The 19,917-nt window shown below is 73.6% G+C and carries 21 protein-coding genes; 6 read left to right on the top strand and 15 right to left on the bottom strand.

Annotated elements, in window-relative coordinates:
• Window positions 1-6: 6 nt before the first annotated feature.
• Window positions 7-627 (bottom strand): hypothetical protein, encoded by a 621-nt coding sequence (locus tag BM142_RS06900; protein ID WP_092196042.1) that lies wholly within the window; start codon window positions 625-627, stop codon window positions 7-9.
• Between the two features lie 160 nt (window positions 628-787).
• Here BM142_RS06900 and BM142_RS06895 point away from each other — a divergent pair, with 160 nt between their 5' ends.
• Window positions 788-1,528 (top strand): alanyl-tRNA editing protein, encoded by a 741-nt coding sequence (locus tag BM142_RS06895; RefSeq protein ID WP_092196041.1) that lies wholly within the window; start codon window positions 788-790, stop codon window positions 1,526-1,528.
• 73 nt (window positions 1,529-1,601) lie between these two features.
• Here the strand turns inward: BM142_RS06895 and BM142_RS06890 are convergent, their stop codons facing one another.
• Window positions 1,602-3,620 (bottom strand): primary-amine oxidase, encoded by a 2,019-nt coding sequence (locus BM142_RS06890; protein ID WP_217640617.1) that lies wholly within the window; start codon window positions 3,618-3,620, stop codon window positions 1,602-1,604.
• A gap of 200 nt (window positions 3,621-3,820) precedes the next feature.
• On the opposite strand from BM142_RS06890, the gene BM142_RS06885 reads away from it, so the two are divergent.
• Window positions 3,821-4,723, top strand: coding sequence for an SGNH/GDSL hydrolase family protein (locus BM142_RS06885; RefSeq protein WP_092196039.1), 903 nt, complete (start codon window positions 3,821-3,823; stop codon window positions 4,721-4,723).
• 66 nt (window positions 4,724-4,789) lie between these two features.
• The gene (locus tag BM142_RS06880) at window positions 4,790-5,608 is read left to right on the top strand and encodes a discoidin domain-containing protein (RefSeq protein WP_092196038.1); all 819 of its coding nucleotides are present in this window, start codon (window positions 4,790-4,792) and stop codon (window positions 5,606-5,608) included.
• Window positions 5,609-5,625: 17 nt separating this feature from the next.
• Here the strand turns inward: BM142_RS06880 and BM142_RS06875 are convergent, their stop codons facing one another.
• From BM142_RS06875 to BM142_RS06840, 8 genes are all read right to left on the bottom strand, one after another.
• Entirely contained in the window at window positions 5,626-6,054 is a 429-nt protein-coding gene (locus BM142_RS06875) for a hypothetical protein (protein ID WP_092196037.1), read from the bottom strand.
• A 485-nt stretch (window positions 6,055-6,539) separates the two neighbouring features.
• Window positions 6,540-7,124, bottom strand: a complete 585-nt coding sequence (locus BM142_RS06870) for a DUF6318 family protein (RefSeq protein WP_139228795.1) — start codon at window positions 7,122-7,124, stop codon at window positions 6,540-6,542.
• Between the two features lie 120 nt (window positions 7,125-7,244).
• Window positions 7,245-7,676, bottom strand: a complete 432-nt coding sequence (locus tag BM142_RS06865) for a hypothetical protein (RefSeq protein WP_092196035.1) — start codon at window positions 7,674-7,676, stop codon at window positions 7,245-7,247.
• Between the two features lie 51 nt (window positions 7,677-7,727).
• Entirely contained in the window at window positions 7,728-8,762 is a 1,035-nt protein-coding gene (locus BM142_RS06860; RefSeq protein ID WP_092196034.1) for a glutathione S-transferase family protein, read from the bottom strand.
• 103 nt (window positions 8,763-8,865) lie between these two features.
• Entirely contained in the window at window positions 8,866-9,600 is a 735-nt protein-coding gene (locus BM142_RS06855) for a hemerythrin domain-containing protein (protein ID WP_092196033.1), read from the bottom strand.
• Between the two features lie 205 nt (window positions 9,601-9,805).
• On the bottom strand, window positions 9,806-10,960 hold the full coding sequence (locus BM142_RS06850) for an RNA polymerase sigma factor (protein ID WP_092196032.1): 1,155 nt from the start codon (window positions 10,958-10,960) through the stop codon (window positions 9,806-9,808).
• Between the two features lie 7 nt (window positions 10,961-10,967).
• Window positions 10,968-11,405 (bottom strand): YciI family protein, encoded by a 438-nt coding sequence (locus BM142_RS06845; protein ID WP_254790608.1) that lies wholly within the window; start codon window positions 11,403-11,405, stop codon window positions 10,968-10,970.
• A 65-nt stretch (window positions 11,406-11,470) separates the two neighbouring features.
• Complete coding sequence (locus BM142_RS06840) at window positions 11,471-11,890, bottom strand: DUF1810 domain-containing protein (protein ID WP_092196191.1); 420 nt, start codon at window positions 11,888-11,890, stop codon at window positions 11,471-11,473.
• A gap of 91 nt (window positions 11,891-11,981) precedes the next feature.
• Here BM142_RS06840 and BM142_RS06835 point away from each other — a divergent pair, with 91 nt between their 5' ends.
• Window positions 11,982-12,563, top strand: coding sequence for a TIGR03086 family metal-binding protein (locus BM142_RS06835; RefSeq protein ID WP_092196030.1), 582 nt, complete (start codon window positions 11,982-11,984; stop codon window positions 12,561-12,563).
• On the opposite strand, the gene BM142_RS06830 is transcribed toward BM142_RS06835, so the two are convergent.
• The 3 genes from BM142_RS06830 to BM142_RS06820 are packed head-to-tail and all read right to left on the bottom strand — an operon-like array spanning window position 12,530 to window position 15,243.
• Window positions 12,530-13,285, bottom strand: coding sequence for a DUF6308 family protein (locus tag BM142_RS06830; protein ID WP_092196029.1), 756 nt, complete (start codon window positions 13,283-13,285; stop codon window positions 12,530-12,532). The two genes, BM142_RS06835 and BM142_RS06830, sit on opposite strands and share 34 nt — an antisense overlap.
• 57 nt (window positions 13,286-13,342) lie before the next feature.
• A complete protein-coding gene (locus tag BM142_RS06825; protein WP_092196028.1) occupies window positions 13,343-13,741 on the bottom strand; it encodes a hypothetical protein in 399 nt (132 codons plus the stop codon).
• Window positions 13,742-13,776: 35 nt separating this feature from the next.
• Window positions 13,777-15,243 (bottom strand): APC family permease, encoded by a 1,467-nt coding sequence (locus tag BM142_RS06820; RefSeq protein WP_092196027.1) that lies wholly within the window; start codon window positions 15,241-15,243, stop codon window positions 13,777-13,779.
• 230 nt (window positions 15,244-15,473) lie between these two features.
• On the opposite strand from BM142_RS06820, the gene BM142_RS06815 reads away from it, so the two are divergent.
• Window positions 15,474-15,749: a hypothetical protein gene (locus tag BM142_RS06815; RefSeq protein WP_139228794.1), complete on the top strand. Its 276-nt coding sequence runs from the start codon at window positions 15,474-15,476 to the stop codon at window positions 15,747-15,749.
• Window positions 15,750-15,792: 43 nt separating this feature from the next.
• Here BM142_RS06815 and BM142_RS06810 read toward each other — a convergent pair whose 3' ends face one another.
• Both BM142_RS06810 and BM142_RS06805 read right to left on the bottom strand, forming a co-directional pair.
• On the bottom strand, window positions 15,793-16,626 hold the full coding sequence (locus BM142_RS06810) for a hypothetical protein (protein ID WP_092196025.1): 834 nt from the start codon (window positions 16,624-16,626) through the stop codon (window positions 15,793-15,795).
• 238 nt (window positions 16,627-16,864) lie between these two features.
• Window positions 16,865-18,043, bottom strand: coding sequence for an LLM class flavin-dependent oxidoreductase (locus BM142_RS06805; protein ID WP_092196024.1), 1,179 nt, complete (start codon window positions 18,041-18,043; stop codon window positions 16,865-16,867).
• 104 nt (window positions 18,044-18,147) lie between these two features.
• On the opposite strand from BM142_RS06805, the gene BM142_RS06800 reads away from it, so the two are divergent.
• On the top strand, window positions 18,148-19,791 hold the full coding sequence (locus BM142_RS06800; RefSeq protein ID WP_092196023.1) for a sigma-54-dependent Fis family transcriptional regulator: 1,644 nt from the start codon (window positions 18,148-18,150) through the stop codon (window positions 19,789-19,791).
• The last annotated feature ends 126 nt before the right edge of the window (window positions 19,792-19,917 follow it).

Here is a 19,917-nt window from a genome sequence, read left to right as displayed (position 1 = left end):
TCGCGGTCAGACCGTCTCCGGGGCCCTCAGGTGGGCCAGCGCGATGTCGTAGGCCGCGACGTCGGTGATCGCCGTCCCGGTCCGGCCGCTGAACTCCTCGCGCAGCGACATGCCGGCTCGCTCGGCCTCGGCCATCGACAGCCGGCTGTCGTAGCTCACCGCCGCCGCGAGGCGGCCGCGGTCCCGGTCGACCAGCACGCTGACGCTCACGAACCCGGGCAGTTCCTCGATCCGCGGCAGCAGCGCCGTCCGGATGGTCTCGAGCACCTGCTCCAGCCGGTCCGGGTCGCCGTCGGCCCGGATCAGGCGGGCGCAGGCGCCGTGGTGCGTCTCGCGCCTGCGGTGCAGGAGCGCGATCTCCCACTGCTCGGTCTCCGCATCGCCGGCCAGGATCTCCGCGGTCCGCTGCCGGATCGCCGCCACGGCGCCGGCGCTGCCGTGCAGTGCGTCGGTGTCCGCCCACGCGGTGGTCACGATGCACCTGCCGGTGTCCCGGTCGCAGAGCATGGACAGCCCGACCCAGCCGTCCATGTCCCGCACCGTCGGCATGACCGTCTCGCGGACGTAGTCGATGCCGGCGTCGATGGCCGGCGGTGTCCCTCGCACGGTGGTGGAACGGGCGTACATGCCACCACTCCTCTCCGGAGCGGGCGGCGCCCCTGCGGCCCCGCCGCACCCTTCGACTGTGCGCGCGTCGGGCGAAGGGGGCAACGTCTGGCGGCAGTTCCGGTCCACTCGGCGGAGGAGGACCTGTCGTCGTCCGTCGGCGGGCGGGCACGATGCCGACGTGAGCACCGAGACCCACCACCACGGGCACACCCACCGCCTCGACCTCGCCGACTCCACCGTCCGGGAGTGGGACGCGACGGTGCTGGCCGCCGATCCGGAGCAGGGCATCGTGCTCGACCGGTCGGCCTTCTACCCGGGGGGCGGCGGCCAGCCGCCGGACGAGGGGGTGCTGATCTGGGGCGGTGTGCGCACCCGGATCGCCGGCACCCGCAAGGGCGACGAGTTCTACCTGGTCCCGGTGGAGGGCGACCCGGTGCCGCCCGTGGGGACGGCGGTCCGCGGTGCGCTCGACGACGAGCGGCGCACCCGGCTCATGCGCACCCACTCGGGGCTGCACGTGCTGACCGGCGTGGTCTTCCGGGACTTCGGGGCGCTGGTGACCGGCGGCAACATGGAGCCGCTGACCGCGCGGATGGACTTCGACCTCGCCGAGGTGCCGCCGGACTTCAAGGACCGCCTCGCCGAGGCGGTGAACGCCGAGATCGCCGCAGACCGGCCGATCGAGGTGAAGACGCTGCCGCGCGACGAGGCGTTCGCCATTCCCGACATCATCCGGACGGCGACCAACCTGCTGCCGCCCGACATCGAGGAGGTGCGGATCGTCGACATCGTCGGCCTCGACACCCAGGCCGACGGCGGCACGCACGTCGCCTCGACGTCGATGGTCGGCCGGGTGGAGGTCGTGAAGATGGAGAACAAGGGGCGCGGGTTCCGCCGTCTCCGGATCCGGATCGTCTGAGGGCGCCGTCCGTCGGACGGGCGCGGCGAGGGAGCCCCGGCCCGGGACGGGGAGGCCGTCCCGGGCCGGCGGCTCAGTGGCCGCAGGTGCAGCCCTCCCCGCACCCGCCCTCGGTGCCGCCGGCGACGGTCGGCGCGCAGTGGCTGCCCTCGGCCGGCAGGTCCAGCATCGGGTTGCCGTCGAAGAAGCCGAACGGCTTCATGTGGAAGCCCACCTTGGTCACCGGCATGACCGGCCAGTCCTCGGGCCGGACGACGTGGTGAGCGCCGACGGTGTACCAGAGGACCAGGTCGGCGTCGACGAGCGGCCGGTCGCCGGCGGTGTAGGCGACCAGGCCGTCCGGGCCGGGGTTCTGCGCGACGTAGTCCCCGGCCGCGAAGCGCTCCGCCGGGTCGTACGGGGTCGCCCACAGCTGCCGGGTGGCGAACCCGCCGCGGTCGGCCTGCTCCGAACCGTCCTGCCACAGCGGCGACGTGTACGGGCCCGGCTCGATCTTGTAGCTGGGCCGGGCGCCCAGCGCGGTGGTGGTCTCCGCGCTGCTGACCAGCCAGGCCCGGCCGGCCAGTGGATCGGGCAGCCGCTGCGCCTGGGACTCGCTGGCCAGGTGGGTGCGGCGGGTGCGCCAGGCGTTGCCGTGCGGGTTGCCCGGGCCCGCGGGCTCGGACACCGAGTCGACCTCGAGCAGGTTGTTGCGCTGCCCGTCGACCTGCATGTCCAGCCGCACGCTGAAGTAGTGCTCGTGGTTGGGCGCCATCAGCCCCGGGGCCACCGTCGTCCCGAAGACCGGGTCCTCCCCGACCGGCAGGGCGCCGGTGGACAGGATGCCGGTCAGCTTGATCTCGAACTCGATGGAGCCGTCGAGGTAGAGGTTCCAGTAGAAGCCGTAGTCGTAGTTGCCGACCGTGGCGATCATCGAGATGACGAGGCGGCGGTTGCGGCGGACCTCGGCCCGGCCGGTGCGGAAGTCGGTGTGCTTCCAGCCGATGGAGGCGTCCTCCTCGTGCATGCAGATCGCGTTGCCGATCCGCACGGGTTCGCCGTCCTGGTCGTTGACGTGCCCGTCGAAGTAGTGGATCTCGCCCAGGCAGTCGCAGCCGAGCTCCAGCGGGTTGGCCAGCCAGCCGAGCCCGTACTCGCCCTCGTCGAAGACGTTCTTGTTCCAGTGGGTGGGGCGGGGATCGCCGTAGGGCACGAACATCTCGCTCAGCGACGCGCGGTAGAGCACCGGTCGCAGCCGGCCCTTGTCGACGTACCCGATGTCGTGCAGCACCAGGCCCTCGCGCGGGGTGAAGCCGACCCGCAGGCGCCACGGCCCCCACGAGACCGCGTGCCCGTCGACGGTGAAGCTGGGCCCCTCGGGCTGGGTGATGCTGATCGGCTTCATCGGGGCGCGCAGCTCGCCGAACGCCGGCACGTTGCCCGGCTCGGTGAGCAGCTCGGGCAGGTAGTTGCCCGGCTGCGGGGGGAGCGGGACGACGCCGTGGTCGGCGACCTCCAGCACCTCCATCACGTCGAGGTCGACCGTCACGATGAGGCCCTCGACCGGGCGGGCGTAGCCGTTGTCCTCCGGTCCGGACCGGACGAAGGAGAGGGGGCGGGCCAGCCGCCGCCCGGCGGGGTCGTCGCCGGGGCCGGTGTAGCCCGACGCCCACGGGTCGAGCATGACCAGCGAGAAGTCCTCGACCCCGCGGGCGCGCATCGCCTCCTGCCAGCGGGGGTCGGCGCGCACGACCTCCTCGCAGGCCATGAACTCCTCGGCCATCATCGGCGGCTGGACGCCCTCGACCGGCCGCCAGGACACGACGCTGGACGTGCTCAGCGACACGACCGCCTCGTAGGTGGCCCGCAGCCGGGGATTGCGCAGCACGGCCGCGGCCTGCCGGTCCCAGCCGGCGCCGGGTGTCCAGCCCAGGACGACGTCCTTCGGCGGCTCGGCCAGCTCCAGGTAGACGAAGCGGGTGCCCTCGGGGAACCGGGGGTCGGCGCGGAGCACGGCGGCCGCGGTGGAGAACTCCTCCGGCGCCAGCGGCTCGAGCGGGTGGCCGGGGCCGGCGGTGTCCGAGTCCTGCGGTGTAGCGGCGAGGAGCGTCACGGTGTTCTCCCGGGGGGACTCGATGTCGGGGGTCGGCCCGACGCTAAGCATGTCGTGTTACGCCGACCGTGACACCGGTGTTACGAGCGCGGGCGCTGCCCGTCCGACCCGGCGCAGCGCGCAGCGACGGTGGCGGCACCTACTGTGGCGCCCGGCGCGCCGACCGCCCGGGTCGGCGGCGAGCGAGTGGGGGAACGGGCATGGTCGGCCGGCTGGGTCGGATCGCGGTCGCGGTGGGCGCGTGCGTCGTCGCCACCACGTCGTGCTCGTCCGGCGGCTCGGCGGAGGCCTCGGCCTCCGGGAGCGCGGCGGCCGGTCCGTCGGCCGCCGAGGAGTCGGCCGGCACTGGATCGGCCGGCACGTACCTGGCGCTCGGCGACTCGGTGCCCTTCGGTTTCCGCGGCAGCGCGGTGGCCGAGTTCCGCGACGAGGACAACTTCGTCGGCTACCCGGAGCTGGTGGCCGAGGAGCTCGGGCTGGAGGTGCTCAACGCCTCCTGCCCCGGCGAGACGACGGCGAGCTTCCTCGACGCCGCGGCGCAGAGCAACGGCTGCAGCAACACGCTCCGGTCGACGTTCGGCTACCGGACCGCCTACCCCCTGCACGTCCAGTACGAGTCGCTGGACCAGTCGCAGCTGGACCTCGCGGTGCAGACGCTGGCGGAGAACGAGGACGTCGAGCTGGTGACCCTGCAGATCGGGGCCAACGACGCGTTCCTCTGCCAGCAGTCGACGCCGAGCCGCTGCGCGGACCCGGCGGACCTCCAGGCGCTGGCGCAGAACGTGCAGGCGAACGTCGGGACCATCCTGTCCGCGCTGCGGGAGGAGGCCGGCTACGACGGGCAGATCGTCGTGGTCACGTACTACGCGCTCGACTACGCGGACGCGTTCGGCCGGGCCACCGAGGCACTCGGCGGGGGGATCGCCCGGATCGCGGCGGCCAACGGGGCGGACGTCGCGGACGGCTTCGAGGCGTTCCGGGCGCGGGCGGGTGCGGCCGGCGGGGACTCCGTCGCGGCCGGGCTCGTGCTGCCGAACGACGTGCACCCCTCCGAGGAGGGGCAGCAGTTGCTCGCCGAGGCGGTCCTGGCCGTCGTCGACTGATCCCCGTCCCGCTGCGTGTGTCGAGCGGGCCCGGAACGGCGGACGCCCGGCGGCCGTTGACCGCCCATGAGGTCACGAGCGCTCCGCCCGGTCCTGGTGCCCGTGGCCGGGCTCGTCCTGGTGCTGTCGGGCTGCGGCGGGTCGGACGACCAGGACGCCGCTGGTGCCGAGGTCCTGGCGGCCGAGTCGGTGTTCGTCGAGGACCCCGTGGTGGTGCCCGACCCGTCCGGCACGTCGGCGACGCTGCGCGTCTCGACCGACCGCGACATGGCGTGCGCCGTCGTGTTCGGCCGCGACGAGTCGCTCGGCGACGGCATCGCGACCGATGCCGACATGGGTGGTGGGGCACACGCCGACCACGAGGCGGTCATGGGTGGGCTGCAGCCCGACACCGAGTACTTCTACCGGGTCCAGGGCTCCGGCGCCGACGGCAACCTGTACCGCAGCGAGCTGATGAGCTTCCGGACGCCGCCGGCGGGGGAGGGGGCGCCCGGCGAGAACGCGGCCGTGGGGGCGGACGTCGTGGCCGTCAGCTCCGAGTTCTCCGAGGCGTTCGGCGGGGGCAACGCCGTGGACGGCGACCTCACCACCGAGTGGTCCAGCGACGGGGACGGCGACGACGCGTCGATCACGATCGACCTGGGGCGGCCGGTGGACGTGGTCGGCATGACGCTGCGCAGCCGGTCGATGAGCGATGGCTCGTCCGTCGTCGAGAGCTTCACGGTGACCGTCGACGGCGGGGAGACCTACGGCCCGTTCGACGCCGGCACCGCGATCGTCCTGAACGACGTGGCCTTCACCGGTCAGGTGCTGCAGATCGATGCCGAGCGGACCAGCGGGGGCAACACCGGGGTGGCCGAGATCGAGGTCTACGAGGCACGCTGACCCCGGCGGCCGGCGTCTCAGTCGTAAGAGTTGGTGAGGACCGGCCGGGCCTGGAGGACGTCGAAGGTGACGGGCGGGCCGTCCGTGGTCGTCGTCCCGGGGACGTCGGCCGCGGCGCTGCCGTCGACCGTGAACGTCGCGCCCCAGGTGACCGTGAGGTAGGCGGTGTAGGTGCCCGACCGGTAGGAGTGCTCGATCGTCTGGTCGGGGTAGGGCAGGCCGGGGTCGGTGGTGACGAGCTGCCCGGTGGGGTCGCCGGTGTGCCAGGTGAACTGCTCGGCGGTGGCCTCGATGACGACGCTGAAGCCGCGGATGTCGACGGTGAAGGTCTGCGTCGTGGGGGATTCGGTGTAGAAGATGACCGGCAGCCCGCTGAGACCGTTCCCCGGAGGCTGGTGCTGGGTGGTCAGCTGGGGGAGCGGAAGCCGCTCGAAGTAGCTGAACACCTCGGCCCCCGACGGCGGCGGATTCAGCGGAGTGATGTCGAAACAGCCTTCACGGACGTATCGCCATGAGCCAACGGGGTCTCCGGCGGCGAAGCCGCCCGGGGCAGCCAGGACCTGACCAGGATCGTCCGAGCTGACGTAAGTGAGGTCGTCCCGGACAATCGGACGCCGTTCAACTACAAAGAAGCCGACTACACGGCCAGGTTCCGCCGGCGGGCATGCCAGCACATCTGTTGGTGAGCAGTAACCGGTGGCCTCTGCGGCGGACAAGCAGCGGTCGAAAAGCCTCCACGCGAAGTCGGCTACCTCGGTGCCTTGCGCACCAACAATCGCCGGTACACCGGCCCCTTCGTACGTGACGGTGGCGGCACCATCGTCGAGGTCAACAGGGCAGTGAATCTGAATGCAGGCTCCGGCGGCCGTTATAGGCAGCAAGGCGGCCAGTACCCCAAGAACACATGCCGCAATAGCCCGAACGGTGCGGATCATCCGATGGTCATCCCGGCCACCGACCAGTGCTGGCGCCTCTCCGACCATACGAGTGTTACTCCGGAGCCAGCGTTAGGGGCGATTTCCCCCGTCCCGCCCGGAACTGGCGCCCCGGACGAATCACGGACCGTGAGTGCTTCTACGCGGGCACCGAACACAAGGGATGCTTCATTGCCGTTCACTTGAGGCTCAGCCAGATCGTTCAGCGAGAGCTCGCCGCCCTCATAGCGCCACCCGGAAGCCGAGGCGTCATCAAAGGCTTTCGCGATGCGTAGGCACTCATAGCAGTCACTGGTCGAGAGGTCGCGCAGCGGCTGGCCGTCGGGTATGGCTTGCTGGCGGTTGAGGAGGTCGATCCAGTACCTGAGGAAGGCCTCCGCTCCTTCGGCGTCCTTCGTGCGCGCCTCGTCGGGGACGGGGAAGTCAGCCGGTCCCAGCTCGGGCAGTGCCTCGCTCGTCTCCGCGGCGGTGGACGACGGCAGCGTCTCGCTGGCCTCCTGCTTCTCCGAGCAGCCGGTCAGCACCGCCGTCCCGAGCAGGACACCGATCACCGCGCGACGCAGTCCCCGAAGATCACGCACAGCGGGAGACTAGCCAGTTCGAGACCCGGTCTTCTCGTTCCCTGTGGACAGCCGACCGTGCACCGCGCGATCGGGTGAACGGCCACCCGGCACGCCGACCGGTGGCACGCGCTACCGCGATCACACCCACGGCGGTGCCTCCACGAGCGGCACGACGCCCCCGCCCGCGGCCAGGTGCAGGCTCCACGTGCCGTCGATCCGACCCTCGTCGAGGGCGGAGCGCAGCTCCTCGGCCCACTCGTCGTCGTCCTCGGTGATCACCGGGGTCCCGGGCCGGCACAGGGCCATGGCGAGGTGCCCGTGACCGCCCAGCTGGTCCTCGATGACCGAGCTGCAGATCTCCCGCAGGCCCATGAGCATCGCGGGCTCCGGCACGAGTGGCAGCTCCTCGACCGGCACGACCATCGGCAGCATGCGGCCGTCGGCGCCGAACCAGGTCAGCCAGAGGCTGCGGGCGCCGAAGACGGGCGGGTCGAGCAGCAGTGCCCAGCGGTCGGTCAGGTCGGAGGCGGAGCGGATCGGGACATCGGCCAGCGGGGGAGTCGTCGTCATGTGGCTCACCGTGGCAGCCGGCCCCGGGCCGCTCAGGAGTTGTCCACAGGCTCAGCGGTGCGGGATGCCCCCGGGCCCGTGGCCGGGCGGAACCTCCTCGCCCGCGGCCACCGGGCCGGGCGGGGTGCCGTCGCCGAACGGCCGGTCGCTGAGCTGGTCCCGGCCGTGCGCCATCAGCCAGCCGGACGTGTCGGGTCCGGCCGGGACGATCTGCGTCGGGTTGATGTCCTTGTGGACGACGTAGTAGTGCTCCTTGATCTGCGGGAAGTCGATCGTGTCGCCGAACCCGGGGGTCTGGAACAGGTCGCGCGCGTAGGCCCACAGCACCGGCATCTCCGACAGCTTCTGCCGGTTGGTCTTGAAGTGGCCGTGGTAGACGCTGTCGAACCGGACCAGGGTGGTGAACAGCCGGACGTCGGCCTCGGTGATCTGCCCGCCCATCAGGAACCGCCGGTGCTCGAGCCGGTCCTCCAGCCAGTCCAGCGCGGTGAACAGCCGCTGGTAGGCCTTGTCGTAGGCGCGCTGGGAGCCGGAGAACCCGCACCGGTACACGCCGTTGTTGACCTCGGTGTAGATGCGCTCCATCACGTCGTCCATCTCCGCCCGGAGGTGCTCGGGGTAGAGGTCCGGGGCGCCGTCGCGGTGGTGGGCGGTCCACTGGGTGGAGAAGTCGAGGGTGATCTGCGGGAAGTCGTTGGTGACGACGGCGCCGCTGGGCACGTCGACGATCGCCGGCACCGTGATGCCCCGCGAGTAGTCGGGGTCGCGGGCGAGGAAGGCCTCCTGAAGCCGCTCGTAGCCGAGCACCGGGTCGCGGCCGCCGGGGTCGAGGTCGAAGGTCCAGCTCCGCTCGTCGTGCGTCGGGCCGCACAGGCCGAGGGAGATGGCCGGTTCCAGGCCGAGCAGCCGCCGCACGATGATGGAACGGTTGGCCCAGGGGCAGGCCCGGGCGGCGACGAGCCGGTAGCGGCCCGGCTCCACCGGCCAGCGGCTCGAGCCGTCCGCGGTGATCCGGTCGGAGATGTACTGGGAGTCGCGCGTGTACTCGGCCTCGACGTAACCGGAACCGCTGTTGTCTTCGCTCACCGTTCGAGCGTTCCCGATGCCTCCGGCGCTCACACTCCCGGGGTCATTGCGTTCCGGTAACCCCCCCGGGCGACGAACGGTCCGGCAGCCGGTGGCGCCCGGCTCAGGCGGCCGGCGGGGCGCCGCGCAGCCGGACGACGGCGGCGCGGTAGTTGCGGCGGCCGACGACCCGCCACGCGGTGCGGGTCGCGGGCGACAGCCCGATCATGACGCGGGCCCGGTCGATGGCGCAGGCGTCCTCCAGCACCAGGCCCAGGAGCAGCAGCTGGTCGCGGCCGCACAGCGTCGTCGTCGCCGCCCGGCCGACCGCCGTCCACTCGGTGTCGGTGAGGAACCGCGCGACCAGGGGCAGCAGGTCGCGCTCCTCGGCGGTGAGGTGCGCGTCCACGGTGTCGGCCACCCGCGCGCAGGCCCGGGCGAAGGCGTCGCGGGCCGGCGGCGTGTGGGCGACCGCCCACTGCCGGGCGACGGTGGAGAGGTCGCGGAGCATGTGGTCGAGCAGGGCCGCACGGCTGGTCCAGTAGGCGACGGCGTCGCGTGCGGTGTCGTCCTCGCGTGCCGGGAGCACGCGGAAGAGCGCCGGCCACAGCAGTTCCCGCTCGGTGGTGTGGTGCTGCAGCAGCACGCGGGCGAGCAGGTCGGCGTGCCCGGTGAGGTCGGCGGCGCGGCCCGCGTCGTCGGCCGGTGCCCAGCCCGCCAGGTCGGACAGCAGCCGGAACTCGCGACGCAGGGCCTGGTGCAGCACCCGCTGGTAGGCCACCGCGGGGGTGTGCCGGGGGGCGTCCTCCGCCGACGTGCGCGGGCGGGGGACGGTCGGGCGGGCGAGGACGGCGGTCATCGGGTACCTCGGGCTTCGGCTCGGTCGGACACGGTCGACGCTAGGTAGAGGCGCGTCCCGCCCCCCAGGTACAGCTGTCCCGGATTTCCGGGATCAGTTCCGGGACGGGCGGTGACCTGACCCTCCTGGACGCGTGGCCGAGCCGGCCCACGTCGGGGAGCGGACCCCTCGAGCAGCCGCACGCTCCCGGTCAGGGCGTCGCGGCTCAGCGCGTCCCGTCGCGAAGGCTCGCGTTGAGCCGGGCGGCCTGCTTCGTGAGGTGGTCGCGTTCGGCGAGGTTGGGTGCGGCACGGGCGGCGTCGGCGTACAGCCGCGCCGCGGTGGCCGGGTCGCCGTCCCGCTCGTGCAGGTACGCCGCGACGGCGGTGCAGCGGGGGAGGGTGGGGTCCAGCTCGGCCAGCGCGGCCAGGCCGGCCCGGGGGCCGTCGGCCTCGCCGACCGCGACGGCGCGGTTGAGGCGGGCGACCGGGCTGCCGGTGAGCCGCACCAGCTCGTCGTACCACTCGACGATCTGCACCCAGTCGGTCTCCGCGGCGGTGCGGGCGTCGGCGTGCAGCGCGGCGATCGCGGCCTGGGCCTGGAACTCGCCGAGGCGGTCACGGGCGAGCGCGGCCTGCAGCACCTCGACGCCCTCGGCGATGAGCGCGGTGTCCCAGAGCCCGCGGTCCTGCTCGGCGAGGGGGACCAGGCTGCCGTCGGGGCAGGTCCGCGCCGGGCGCCGCGCGGAGTGCAGCAGCATCAGGGCCAGCAGGCCGGCCACCTCCGGGTGGTCGATCCTGGCCGCCAGCCGGCGGGTCAGCCGGATCGCCTCCGCGACGAGGTCGACATCGCCGGAGTAGCCCTCGTTGAAGACCAGGTAGAGCACCCGCAGCACCGTGCCGACGTCCCCGGGGGCGTCGAAGCGGACGCCGGAGACGGTCCGCTTCGCCCGGCTGATGCGCTGGGCCATGGTGGCCTCCGGCACCAGGTAGGCCTGCGCGATCTGCCGCGTGGTGAGGCCGCCCACCGCCCGCAGGGTGAGGGCGACCGCCGACGCCGGGGAGAGCGACGGATGGGCGCACAGGACGTACAGCTGCAGGGTGTCGTCGGTCTCCGCGCCGGGCCCGGGTGCCGGCTCCTCCTCGACCAGCACCTCGCGGCGCCGTCGGGAGGTGTCGGCCCGGACGGCGTCGAGGTACCGGCGCCAGGCCACGGTGACCAGCCAGCCCTGCGGGTCCCGCGGAGGGTCGGCCGGCCACACCCGCAGGGCCTCGACCAGGGCGTCCTGCACGGCGTCCTCGGCCGCCGCGAAGTCGGCTCCGCGGCGGCCGAGGATCCCGATCACCGGAGGGACGACCGCCCGCAGCAGCGCCTCGTCCACCGTCGGCTCACTCGGTGATGGTCGGTGGCGCGGCCAGGAAGGGGCGCACCTCGAGCCACTCGTGGATCGGCTTCCCGCCGGCGCCCGGCGCCGCGGACAGCTCGCCGGCCAGCTCGACCGCCCGGTCCTGGCTGTCCACGTCGATGATCATCCAGCCGGCGATCAGGTCCTTGGTCTCGGCGAACGGGCCGTCGGTGACCGGCGGCCGTCCCTCGCCGTCGGAGCGGACCCACATGCCGTCCGGGGCGAGCGCCTGCCCGTCGACGAACTCGCCGGTGCCCTCGAGCCGGGTGGCGAAGTCCTGCATGTACTGGATGTGGGCGGTGACCTCCGCGGGCGTCCACCGGTCCATCGGCACGTCGTTGACCGCCGCCGGTGCGCCCCGGTAGTGCTTGAGCAGCAGGTACTTGGCCATCGTCTTCTCCTCGGGAACGCTGCGGCCCATTGTGGCCGCGTGCACCCCGGGGACGGAGCCGTGCCGGCGTTCTCGACATCCGGCGGCGGAAATTCTCAGATCCGCTGGGTGGTCGCCTCGTCCTCGACTCCGGCGAACCAGTGGTCGAGCACCTCGCGGAAGGCCGGCTCGCCGGGGTCCGCGTGCGCGAACAGGGTCATCGACGAGCGCAGCTTCATCGCGTCGACGGGCCCGAACACCTGGTCGGCGTCGGTGGTGTCCAGCCGGGTGAGCACGCGGGCGCACTCCACCAGCCGGCGGCCGAGGGTCGGGTGGGCGAGGTAGGCGTGTGCCTCCTCCAGCCCGGAGAGCGCGAACCGCTGAGCCATCCCGCTGCGGCCGAGCCCGGCCACCTGCGGGAAGACGAACCACATCCAGTGCGTGCGCTTCTGCCCGGCGCGCAGCTCGGCGAGCGCCTGGTCGTAGGTGTGCGCCTGGGCGTCGAGGAACCGCTGGAGGTCGAAGGGATCGCTCACCCGTCGCAGGCTGCCGGTCACCGCCGCACCCGGCAACCGACGACGCCGACCGCGCCGATGAGTTCGGCCGCCTCGCCCGGTCGGACAGGGCATGCAGACGACGACGCTCGACCTGGCACCGCAGACCGACGAGGTGGCCCGCATCGTGGCCGGGGTCCGGGACGACCAGCTGTGCCAGCCGACGCCGTGCGCGGATCTGAACGTGGCCGTGCTGCTCGACCACCTGGTCGGGCTGACGTCCGCGTTCGCCCGGGCGGCGCAGAAGGCCGAGGGGACCGGGGGAGCGGAGCCGGACGCCGCGCACCTGGCCCCGGACTGGCGCACCCGGCTGCCGGCGCAGCTGGCCGCCCTCGCCGCGGCCTGGCACCGGCCCGGGGCGTGGAGCGGGACCACCACCATCGCCGGGATGGCGCTGCCGGCCGACGAGGTCGGCCTCGTCGGCCTCAACGAGGTGCTCGTGCACGGGTGGGACCTCGCCGCCGCGACCGGCCAGGAGTACCGCGCCGACCCGGCCACCGCGCAGGCGTGCCTGGCCTACGGCGTCGGGCTGGCCGCCGGTGCTCCGGAGCTGCGCGACCAGATCTACGGACCCGTCGTGCCGGTCGCCGACGACGCCCCGGTGCTCGACCGGGTGCTCGGTCAGACCGGGCGCGATCCCGCCTGGAGCGCCTGACCCAGGGCCACCGCGTGGGTCAGCCGCAGGGTGCCGCTGAGCCACAGCAGGACGTCGTGCAGCCGGAGCCGGCCCAGTCGCAGGTCCAGGGCCGCCAGCTCCCCCTCGAGCCGGCCGAACGCGGCGGCGTTGGCGCCCAGCTCGCGGTGGATGACCGCCTCCACCCCGCTGTCGCCCTCGCCCACGTGCGGGAACAGCTGCCAGCGGGTGGTGCGGCTCAGCAGCGGGAACAGCGACGGGCGGCGGGAGTGCAGCGCGGCCAGGACGTGCTGGGGGGAGACGCCGGGCGTGTCCGTGCAGTGCTGCCAGGTGCGGCGGAGCACCGCCCCCACCGTCCCGGGCTCGGCGAGCACGGAGAACTCCTCGCCCGGGAGCTCGGCGAAAGTACGCCCGGCGGCCCGCTCGACCGCGGCCTCGGCCAGCGGCGCGACGTCGTCCAGCACCGCCTTCAGCGCCGCCCAGGACTCGGGGTCCAGCCGGCCGTGCAGCCCCTCGGCGGTGAGGATGTCGGCCTCCCCGAGGGGTCCCGGCGACCCGGCACGCCGGTCGAACCGTTCGTAGCCGAACGCCGGGATCTCCACCCATCGGCCGGTGCGCGCGTTCGGCGCCCGGTAGTGGAAGGGCCGCCGTCCCCGGGCGTACCCGACGGCGGCCGCCAGCGCCGTGCCCAGCGGCAGCGGGTCGGGGCCGACGCTCGGCAGCACCAGCGCGCCGTCGTCCACCGGTCCCTCCTCCCGTCGCTGCTGCCCATGGTGGCAGCCGGGGGAGCGGCCGGCCGGTCAGCGGCGCAGCACCGCCGCCCCGGCGACCGCGAGCTGGGCGCCGACCAGGCCGAGGCCCAGCCACATCAGCGACCCGGCCGGCGCGCCGCCGTGTCCGGTGTGCCCGGAGACGCCGGCCAGCATCTGCGCGTGCAGCAGCAGCATGGCGGTGTCGATCGCCGCCGTCGTCCCCCACACCGACGGGGTCGGGGAGCGCCACAGGTGCCAGGCGCACGGCAGGCAGGCCGCCGCCATCGCCACCATGACCAGGGAGCCCAGCGACGAGGCGTCCACCAGCAGCAGGTGCACCGCCGCCGATGCCAGGGCGAGGACGGCGGCGACGCGGCCGGGACCGACGCGGACCCCTGCCGCGGCGGGGATCCCGTCGGCGGCGTCCACCGTGGCGGTCATGGTCATGATGCGTACTCCTCGGAGGGGTGCAGGGGAAGGGCTCACTCGGGGACGGGGAGAGCGGCGTCGGGGCGCAGCCGGGCGAGGACCGGTCCGCCGGCGAGCGCAGCCGCCAGCAGCACGACGACGCCGACGCCGAGCGCGGTCGAGCCGCCCATCAGCAGGGCCAGGTTCTGCACGAGGACGACGAGGATCGCGGCCAGGCCGAGCAGCCCGAGGGCGGGGGCGATCAGCGTCTGCCACGGGCGGGTGTCGACCCGGGTGCGGCGGAAGAACACCAGCACCGCGGCGCAGGTGAGCAGCATCAGCGCGACGATGCCGACGGTGGCGACACCGGCCAGCCAGGTGAAGATCTCCAGCACCGGGTCGAGGCCCGCGACGACGCAGACGGCCATGAGGACGACGCTGACCACGGTCTGGGTCAGCGACGCCGAGCTGGGTGAGGCGTGCCGGGCGTGCGCGCTGCCCAGGCCGCGGTGCAGCACGCCGGTGTTGCCCAGGGTGAAGTAGTACCGCGACAGCACGTTGTGGAAGCTCAGCGCACAGGCGAACAGGCTGGTGATGAGCAGGACGTTCAGCACGTCGCCGGCGATGCCGCCCACGTAGTCGGCCGTGGTGGTGACGACCATGCCCGCGGGATCGGCGCCGGCGACCTCGACGGCGGCCTCGTCCCCCCACGCGCTGATCAGCGCCCAGCTGGAGACCGCGTAGAAGGTGCCGATGACGGCGAGCGAGACGTAGGTGGCCCGCGGGATGGTGCGCTCGGGGTCGCGAGCCTCGTCGCGGAACACCGCCGTCGCCTCGAAGCCGATGAACCCGGCGATGGCGAACATCAGGCCCAGCGCCGGGGCGCCGGAGAACACCTCCGAAGGGGTGAACACGGCGGTCGAGAAGCCCTCGGGGCCGCCGCCGCGCGCGATGATGGCCAGGTCGAGCAGCACCACGACGGCGATCTCGGCGACGAGCGCGAAGCCCAGCACCTTGCTGGAGAGCTCGATGTGCCGGTAGCCGAGCACCCCGATGACGGCGATCACGCCCGCCGTCCAGAGCCACCACGGCACCTCCGGGACGCCGAACTGGTCCAGGTAGTCGCCGATCGCGGCGCCGATGTAGCCGAAGACCGCGCCCTGGATGGTGACGTAGGTGATCAGCGCGACCAGCGCCGCACCCAGGCCCGCGCCGCGGCCGAGCCCGCGCTGCACGTAGGAGAAGAAGGCACCGGCCTGCGGGACGTGCGGGGTCATCGCGACGAACCCGACGGCGAACAGCGCGAGGATCACCGCGCTGACGATGTACGCGGCCGGGTAGCCCGCGCCGTTGCCGACGGCGATGCCGATCGGGACGGACCCGGCGACGACGGTCAGCGGGGCCGCGGCCGCCACGACCATCAGCACGATGGCGCCGACGCCCAGTGAGCCGGACAGGCCGCGGACCACCGGCTCGGGGGTGCGGGGGCTGACGGGCACGGCCGGTGGCGTGCCCGTGGTGGGTCGATCGGAGATGGCCATGGGTTCTCCCGGGAGTCCGGCGGGCCCCGGTGGCGCCGCTGGGGAGACCCTGGCCGCCGCCGTTTGCCGGGGCGTTTCCGCCGGCGAACGTTCAGTGCACCGATCGGGCGCGGCATGCTCCCCACGGGCCGCCGCAGATGACGGGACGGTGTCGTTTCCCGCCGTGCCGGCGTGACGATCTCCGTCCTGGGGCAGGCCTCCGGCGAACCGACGACGCGCGAGGAGGATCCATGCGCAGGACCCGACGGATGGCCGCCGGAGCAGCTCTGGCCATCGGCCTCGGCCTGACCGGCTGCGGCGAGACCGAGCAGATCACGAACGACGACGCGGGGGTCACCGTGGAGGAGTTCGAGTCCGAGGACCCGGTCGACGGCGGCGAGGAGGACGCGGACACCGTCGACAAGGGCACCGGCGGGATCGACGACGACGACAACACCGGCGGTGAGGAGGACACGCCGGCGAACGACGACGCCGACATCGACGACGAGACGGGCACCGACGGCTGACCCACCGGCGCCGGCCTCGGGCGAGGCCGGCGCCGCGGCGGGGTCAGGTGCGGGACAGCGCCGGCCGGGTCCGGGCCCAGGCGAGGAACCGTGCCGCCTGGTGCAGGTCGGGGATGTCGTTGCCGACCAGCGAGCGGAGCAGGTCGTTGCTCCAGACGGCCAGCCGGCCGATCGTCCAGGCGACCTTCTCCGCGGGCGGCAGGTCGAGCTCGAAGACCAGCTTGACGATCTCCTTCTTGCCGTCGGTCGGCGAGGAGTAGGTGAGGATCGGCAGGAAGCGGTCGGGCTCGGCGACGCACAGTACCTTGGTCAGCAGCGGCTCCTTGTTGAAGGAGGGGAAGCCGACCTTCTTGCCGTCGACCAGCTGGGTGAGCCGGTCCTCCAGGCGCAGGCTGTCGGGCCCGTGCAGCAGGAACTCGATCGAGTCCCGGACCTTCTGCGCCGCCTTCTCCGCACCCTGGGTCTTCCACGCGCGGGTCAGCCCGGACATGTTGCCGGCGCCGGCGACCGTGTCGGTGACGGCGAACTCGAGCAGGTCCTCGGGCGTGGCGTCCGGCAGGCCCTCGCGGCTGAACAGCTGCTGGTACTTGGCGCGGTAGTCCTCGTGCTCGGGGAGGGGCCCGCGGTGCTCGAGCTGGAACTCCGAGGCCAGCAGCGCGACCCGCTCGCGGACGTCGGGGCGCACGTCGAGGGTGGTGGGGAAGGCGGCGTGCAGGGAGTCGATGGTGCGGACGGCGGGGCGGCCCGGGTCGCGGCGTGCCTCGCCGCGCAGCCACTCGTTGCCGCAGTCGTCGCAGTGGATGAGCAGGCGGCTGTCGGCCTGCGGGGTGCCGTTGATCTCTTCGCTGTTGCACTTCGGGCAGACGATCAGAGGCATGTGGGTCCCGTTCGTTCGGTTGGTCCGTGCACGAGCACCGGCCGGCCCAGCCGCGCCTCGGTGTCGTCGAGGCCATCGGGAGGACGGCGCGCTGGGGCGCGTCGCCGTCGGTCAGATGCCCGATCGTCCCATGCCGGGACGACGAGCCGGTTCCGGACGGGCGGGGTCACGGCCCGACCGGGTCGGGCGCGGCGGGCGGCCGACGACGCGGGACCCCGGGTCGCCGGCCGCCGGACGCTCAGGCGGTGCCGGCCTTCTCCTTCTCGTAGCGCTCGGTCATCGTGGCCACGGCCTGCATCTGCGCGGCCGCGTAGCCCTCCCGCTTGCCCATCGCGAACTCCTTGGCGTCCAGCGTCCGCTGGGCGTGGCTGATGTCCCCGCCCTGGAAGTGCGGCATGACGTGCTGGGCGATCAGCTCCCAGGAGCGCTTCGTCGCCTCCGGGTTGGCCCACTCGTGGCCGAGCAGCAGCATGGCGCCGAAACCGCCGGACTGGTCCCACAGCCGCTGCACCTGCGCGCGGGCGTCCTCCACGGTGCCGATGGCGCCGATGCCGGCCTCGTTGATGAAGTCGATCATCTCCGTGGCGTCGCCGCCCTCGACCGCCATCTGCGGGAAGGCGGCGGTCTTCTGGAAGTACCGGAACCACGTCTCGATGCCGAACTGGACGTCGGCGTAGGCCTGCTCGCGGGTCTCGGCGATGTGCATGAGGCCCACCAGGCGCCAGTCCCGGCGGGACACGGTCTGCCCGTGCGCGGCGGCCCGCTCCTCGACCACGTTCCAGTGGTGGGCCAGCGCGTCGAAACCGTCCTTGCTCAGCGTGGCGCCGATGGAGAGCAACCCGATGCCGTGCGTGCCGGCCATGCGCGGCCCGGTGGGTGAGGCGACCGCGGCGACGGCGATGTCGAAGCACGGCTGGGTGTAGGGGCGCAGGTGCAGCCGGGCGTCGACCAGGTTGTGCGTCTTCGTCTGCGCGGTCACCGTCTCACCGCGCAGCAGCCGCAGGATGATGTCGAGGTCGACCTCGAGCAGCTCCCGGGTGTCGGTCGGGGTGAGCCCCAGCATCATCGAGTCGGTGGGCAGCGAGCCGGGTCCGCAGCCGAGCATCGCGCGGCCGCGGGTGAGGTGGTCGAGCAGCACCATCCGCTCGGCCACCCAGAGCGGGTTGTGGTAGGCGATCGAGGTGACGCCGGTGCCTAGCTTGATGTGCCGGGTCCGCTCGGCGGCCGCGGCGATGAAGATCTCCGGCGAGGCGATGATCTCCGTCCCGGCCGAGTGGTGCTCGCCGATCCAGGCCTCGTCGTAGCCGCAGCGGTCCAGGTGCTCGACCAGTTCCAGGTCCCGCTGCAGCGCCAGGGTCGGGTTCTCTCCGGCGGGGTGGAACGGGGCCAGGAAGGTGCCGAAGCGCAGACGGTCCATGTCGATCTCCTCGTGACGGCGGTGGCTGCGAACGTAAGCTGCGTCACACTCTGGGTCGGTGTTCAGATATCTGACGGTCCCCGGGCGGGCAGGGGGCGGGAGGCGTGGCGGTGCCGAATCCGTGGGAGCGGTTCCAGCTGGGGGAGGAGACCGCGGGCGGCGTCCGGGCGGAGATCCTGACCTCCTGGCGGCGGTCGCGGCTCTCCGGCGTCGACCCGCAGCGGGTGGACCTGCCCTACCTCGAGCCCGACGTCGACACCCGGTTCGCCCGCGCGGCCGTGCCGGTGGTCACCCGGCTGGCCCCGCTGCTCGTGGGCAGCGACACCTGCCTGGCGATCACGAACGCCGCCGGCCAGGTGCTGTGGCGCTGGGTGTCGGACCCGTCGCTGCGCGCAGAGCTGGATCGGATGGAGGTCGTCGAGGGCTTCTCCTTCGACGAGGAGCACGCCGGCACCAACGGGCTGGGCACGTCGCTGGAGGCCCGGCGGGTGACCATGGTGCGCGGTGCCGAGCACTTCAAGGAGCCCTTCCACCGCTTCACCTGCGTGGCCGCACCGGTGGCGCACCCGCTCACCCGGCGCGCGGTCGGCGCGGTCAACATCACGTGCCGCGCCGCGGAGACCACCGACGCCCTGCAGCCGGCCGTGCTGGCGCTGGTCCGGGAGGTGCAGGAGGCGCTGCTGCACGCGGCCGGTGCCCGCGAGCGGGCGCTCTTCGACGAGTTCCTCACCTCCGCCCGCGGTGGCGCGCCCGTCATCACGCTCGGCCCCGATGTGCTGATCACCAACCGGGCGGCCGCCGACCTGGACGTCGACCGGGACGCGCTCTGGTCGCGGGTGCTGGGCGCCGTCGAGGACGGCGGGCCGATCACCATCCCCGAGCTCGACTCCCGCACGGCCTCGCTGCGGCTGGTCGCCGACGGGCCGCGGATCTCCGGCGCTGTCCTCGTCCTGGAGCCCCCGCCGCCCGGCCCGGTGCCGGCGGACGCGCCGGCGGCCGGCGAGGCCACCGGGTCCGCCACCGACCGGCTGACGGCGCTGGTGGGGCGGCTGCTCGCCGACGGCGCGGACGTCGTGGTGCGCGGGGAGGCGGGCACGGGCAAGCGGCACCTGCTCGCCGGCGCGCTGGCGGCCCGCGACGACGAGCCGCTGGTCCTCGACGCGGCGCTGGGGACGCAGAGCTGGGCCGGGCGGCTGCGGGCGGCCGCGGGCGGCACCGTGCTGCTGGCGCACCTGGAGCGGGTGCCCGCCGCGGACGCCGACCGGCTGGCCGCCCTGCTGCCGGGCCTCGGGGTGCGGGTGACCGCGACGGTCACCGGGCGGGCCGACCACCTGACCCGGCTGCTGGACGCGCTGGCGGCGACGGTCGTCGAGCTGCCGCCGCTCCGGCTGCGCTCGGCCGAGGTCGACGGGCTGGTGCGGGCGCTCTCGCCGGCGGACGCCCGGTGGACCCCGCAGGCGCGGGCGGCACTGCGCGAGCACCCGTGGCCCGGGAACGTGGCCGAGCTGCGGATCGCCGTGCGCTCGGCGGTCGCCGCGGCCGGCGGCCGGCCGATCGGCGTCGACCACCTGCCCGCCGAGCTGCGGGCGCGCCCGGGGGACCGCCGGCTGACCCCGCTGGAGAAGGCCGAGGCGACGGTGATCGCCGACGTGCTGGCCGCCTGCGGCGGGAACAAGACCGCCGCGGCGCGCGAACTGGGCCTGGCCCGGCCCACCCTCTACGCGAAGCTGCGCATCTACCGCATCTGACCGGCGCCCGCGACGCGGTGGCGCCGGCGTTGCGCCGCGAGGTCGGTCACGTTCGGACCGGTGCGGCGGACTGCCGATAAGACCCGGTGAGGCGGCGGCTCTTCGCTACCCCGGCGCCTCGGGGGT

Origin of the sequence: Blastococcus tunisiensis, assembly GCF_900112815.1 — a bacterium.
Classification (GTDB): domain Bacteria; phylum Actinomycetota; class Actinomycetes; order Mycobacteriales; family Geodermatophilaceae; genus Blastococcus_B; species Blastococcus_B tunisiensis.
This window is presented reverse-complemented; position numbering and strand designations above follow the sequence as displayed.

Bases quoted from the DNA above. Each gene is read 5' to 3' on its own strand.
- BM142_RS06810 (WP_092196025.1), bottom strand. From the start codon at position 16,626: ATGCCTCTGATCGTCTGCCCGAAGTGCAACAGCGAAGAGATCAACGGC.
- BM142_RS06885 (WP_092196039.1), top strand. From the start codon at position 3,821: ATGGTCGGCCGGCTGGGTCGGATCGCGGTCGCGGTGGGCGCGTGCGTC.
- BM142_RS06845 (WP_254790608.1), bottom strand. From the start codon at position 11,405: ATGGGCCGCAGCGTTCCCGAGGAGAAGACGATGGCCAAGTACCTGCTG.
- BM142_RS06855 (WP_092196033.1), bottom strand. From the start codon at position 9,600: ATGACCGCCGTCCTCGCCCGCCCGACCGTCCCCCGCCCGCGCACGTCG.
- BM142_RS06835 (WP_092196030.1), top strand. From the start codon at position 11,982: ATGCAGACGACGACGCTCGACCTGGCACCGCAGACCGACGAGGTGGCC.
- BM142_RS06825 (WP_092196028.1), bottom strand. From the start codon at position 13,741: ATGACCATGACCGCCACGGTGGACGCCGCCGACGGGATCCCCGCCGCG.
- BM142_RS06820 (WP_092196027.1), bottom strand. From the start codon at position 15,243: ATGGCCATCTCCGATCGACCCACCACGGGCACGCCACCGGCCGTGCCC.
- BM142_RS06880 (WP_092196038.1), top strand. From the start codon at position 4,790: ATGAGGTCACGAGCGCTCCGCCCGGTCCTGGTGCCCGTGGCCGGGCTC.
- BM142_RS06900 (WP_092196042.1), bottom strand. From the start codon at position 627: ATGTACGCCCGTTCCACCACCGTGCGAGGGACACCGCCGGCCATCGAC.
- BM142_RS06805 (WP_092196024.1), bottom strand. From the start codon at position 18,043: ATGGACCGTCTGCGCTTCGGCACCTTCCTGGCCCCGTTCCACCCCGCC.
- BM142_RS06815 (WP_139228794.1), top strand. From the start codon at position 15,474: ATGCGCAGGACCCGACGGATGGCCGCCGGAGCAGCTCTGGCCATCGGC.
- BM142_RS06865 (WP_092196035.1), bottom strand. From the start codon at position 7,676: ATGACGACGACTCCCCCGCTGGCCGATGTCCCGATCCGCTCCGCCTCC.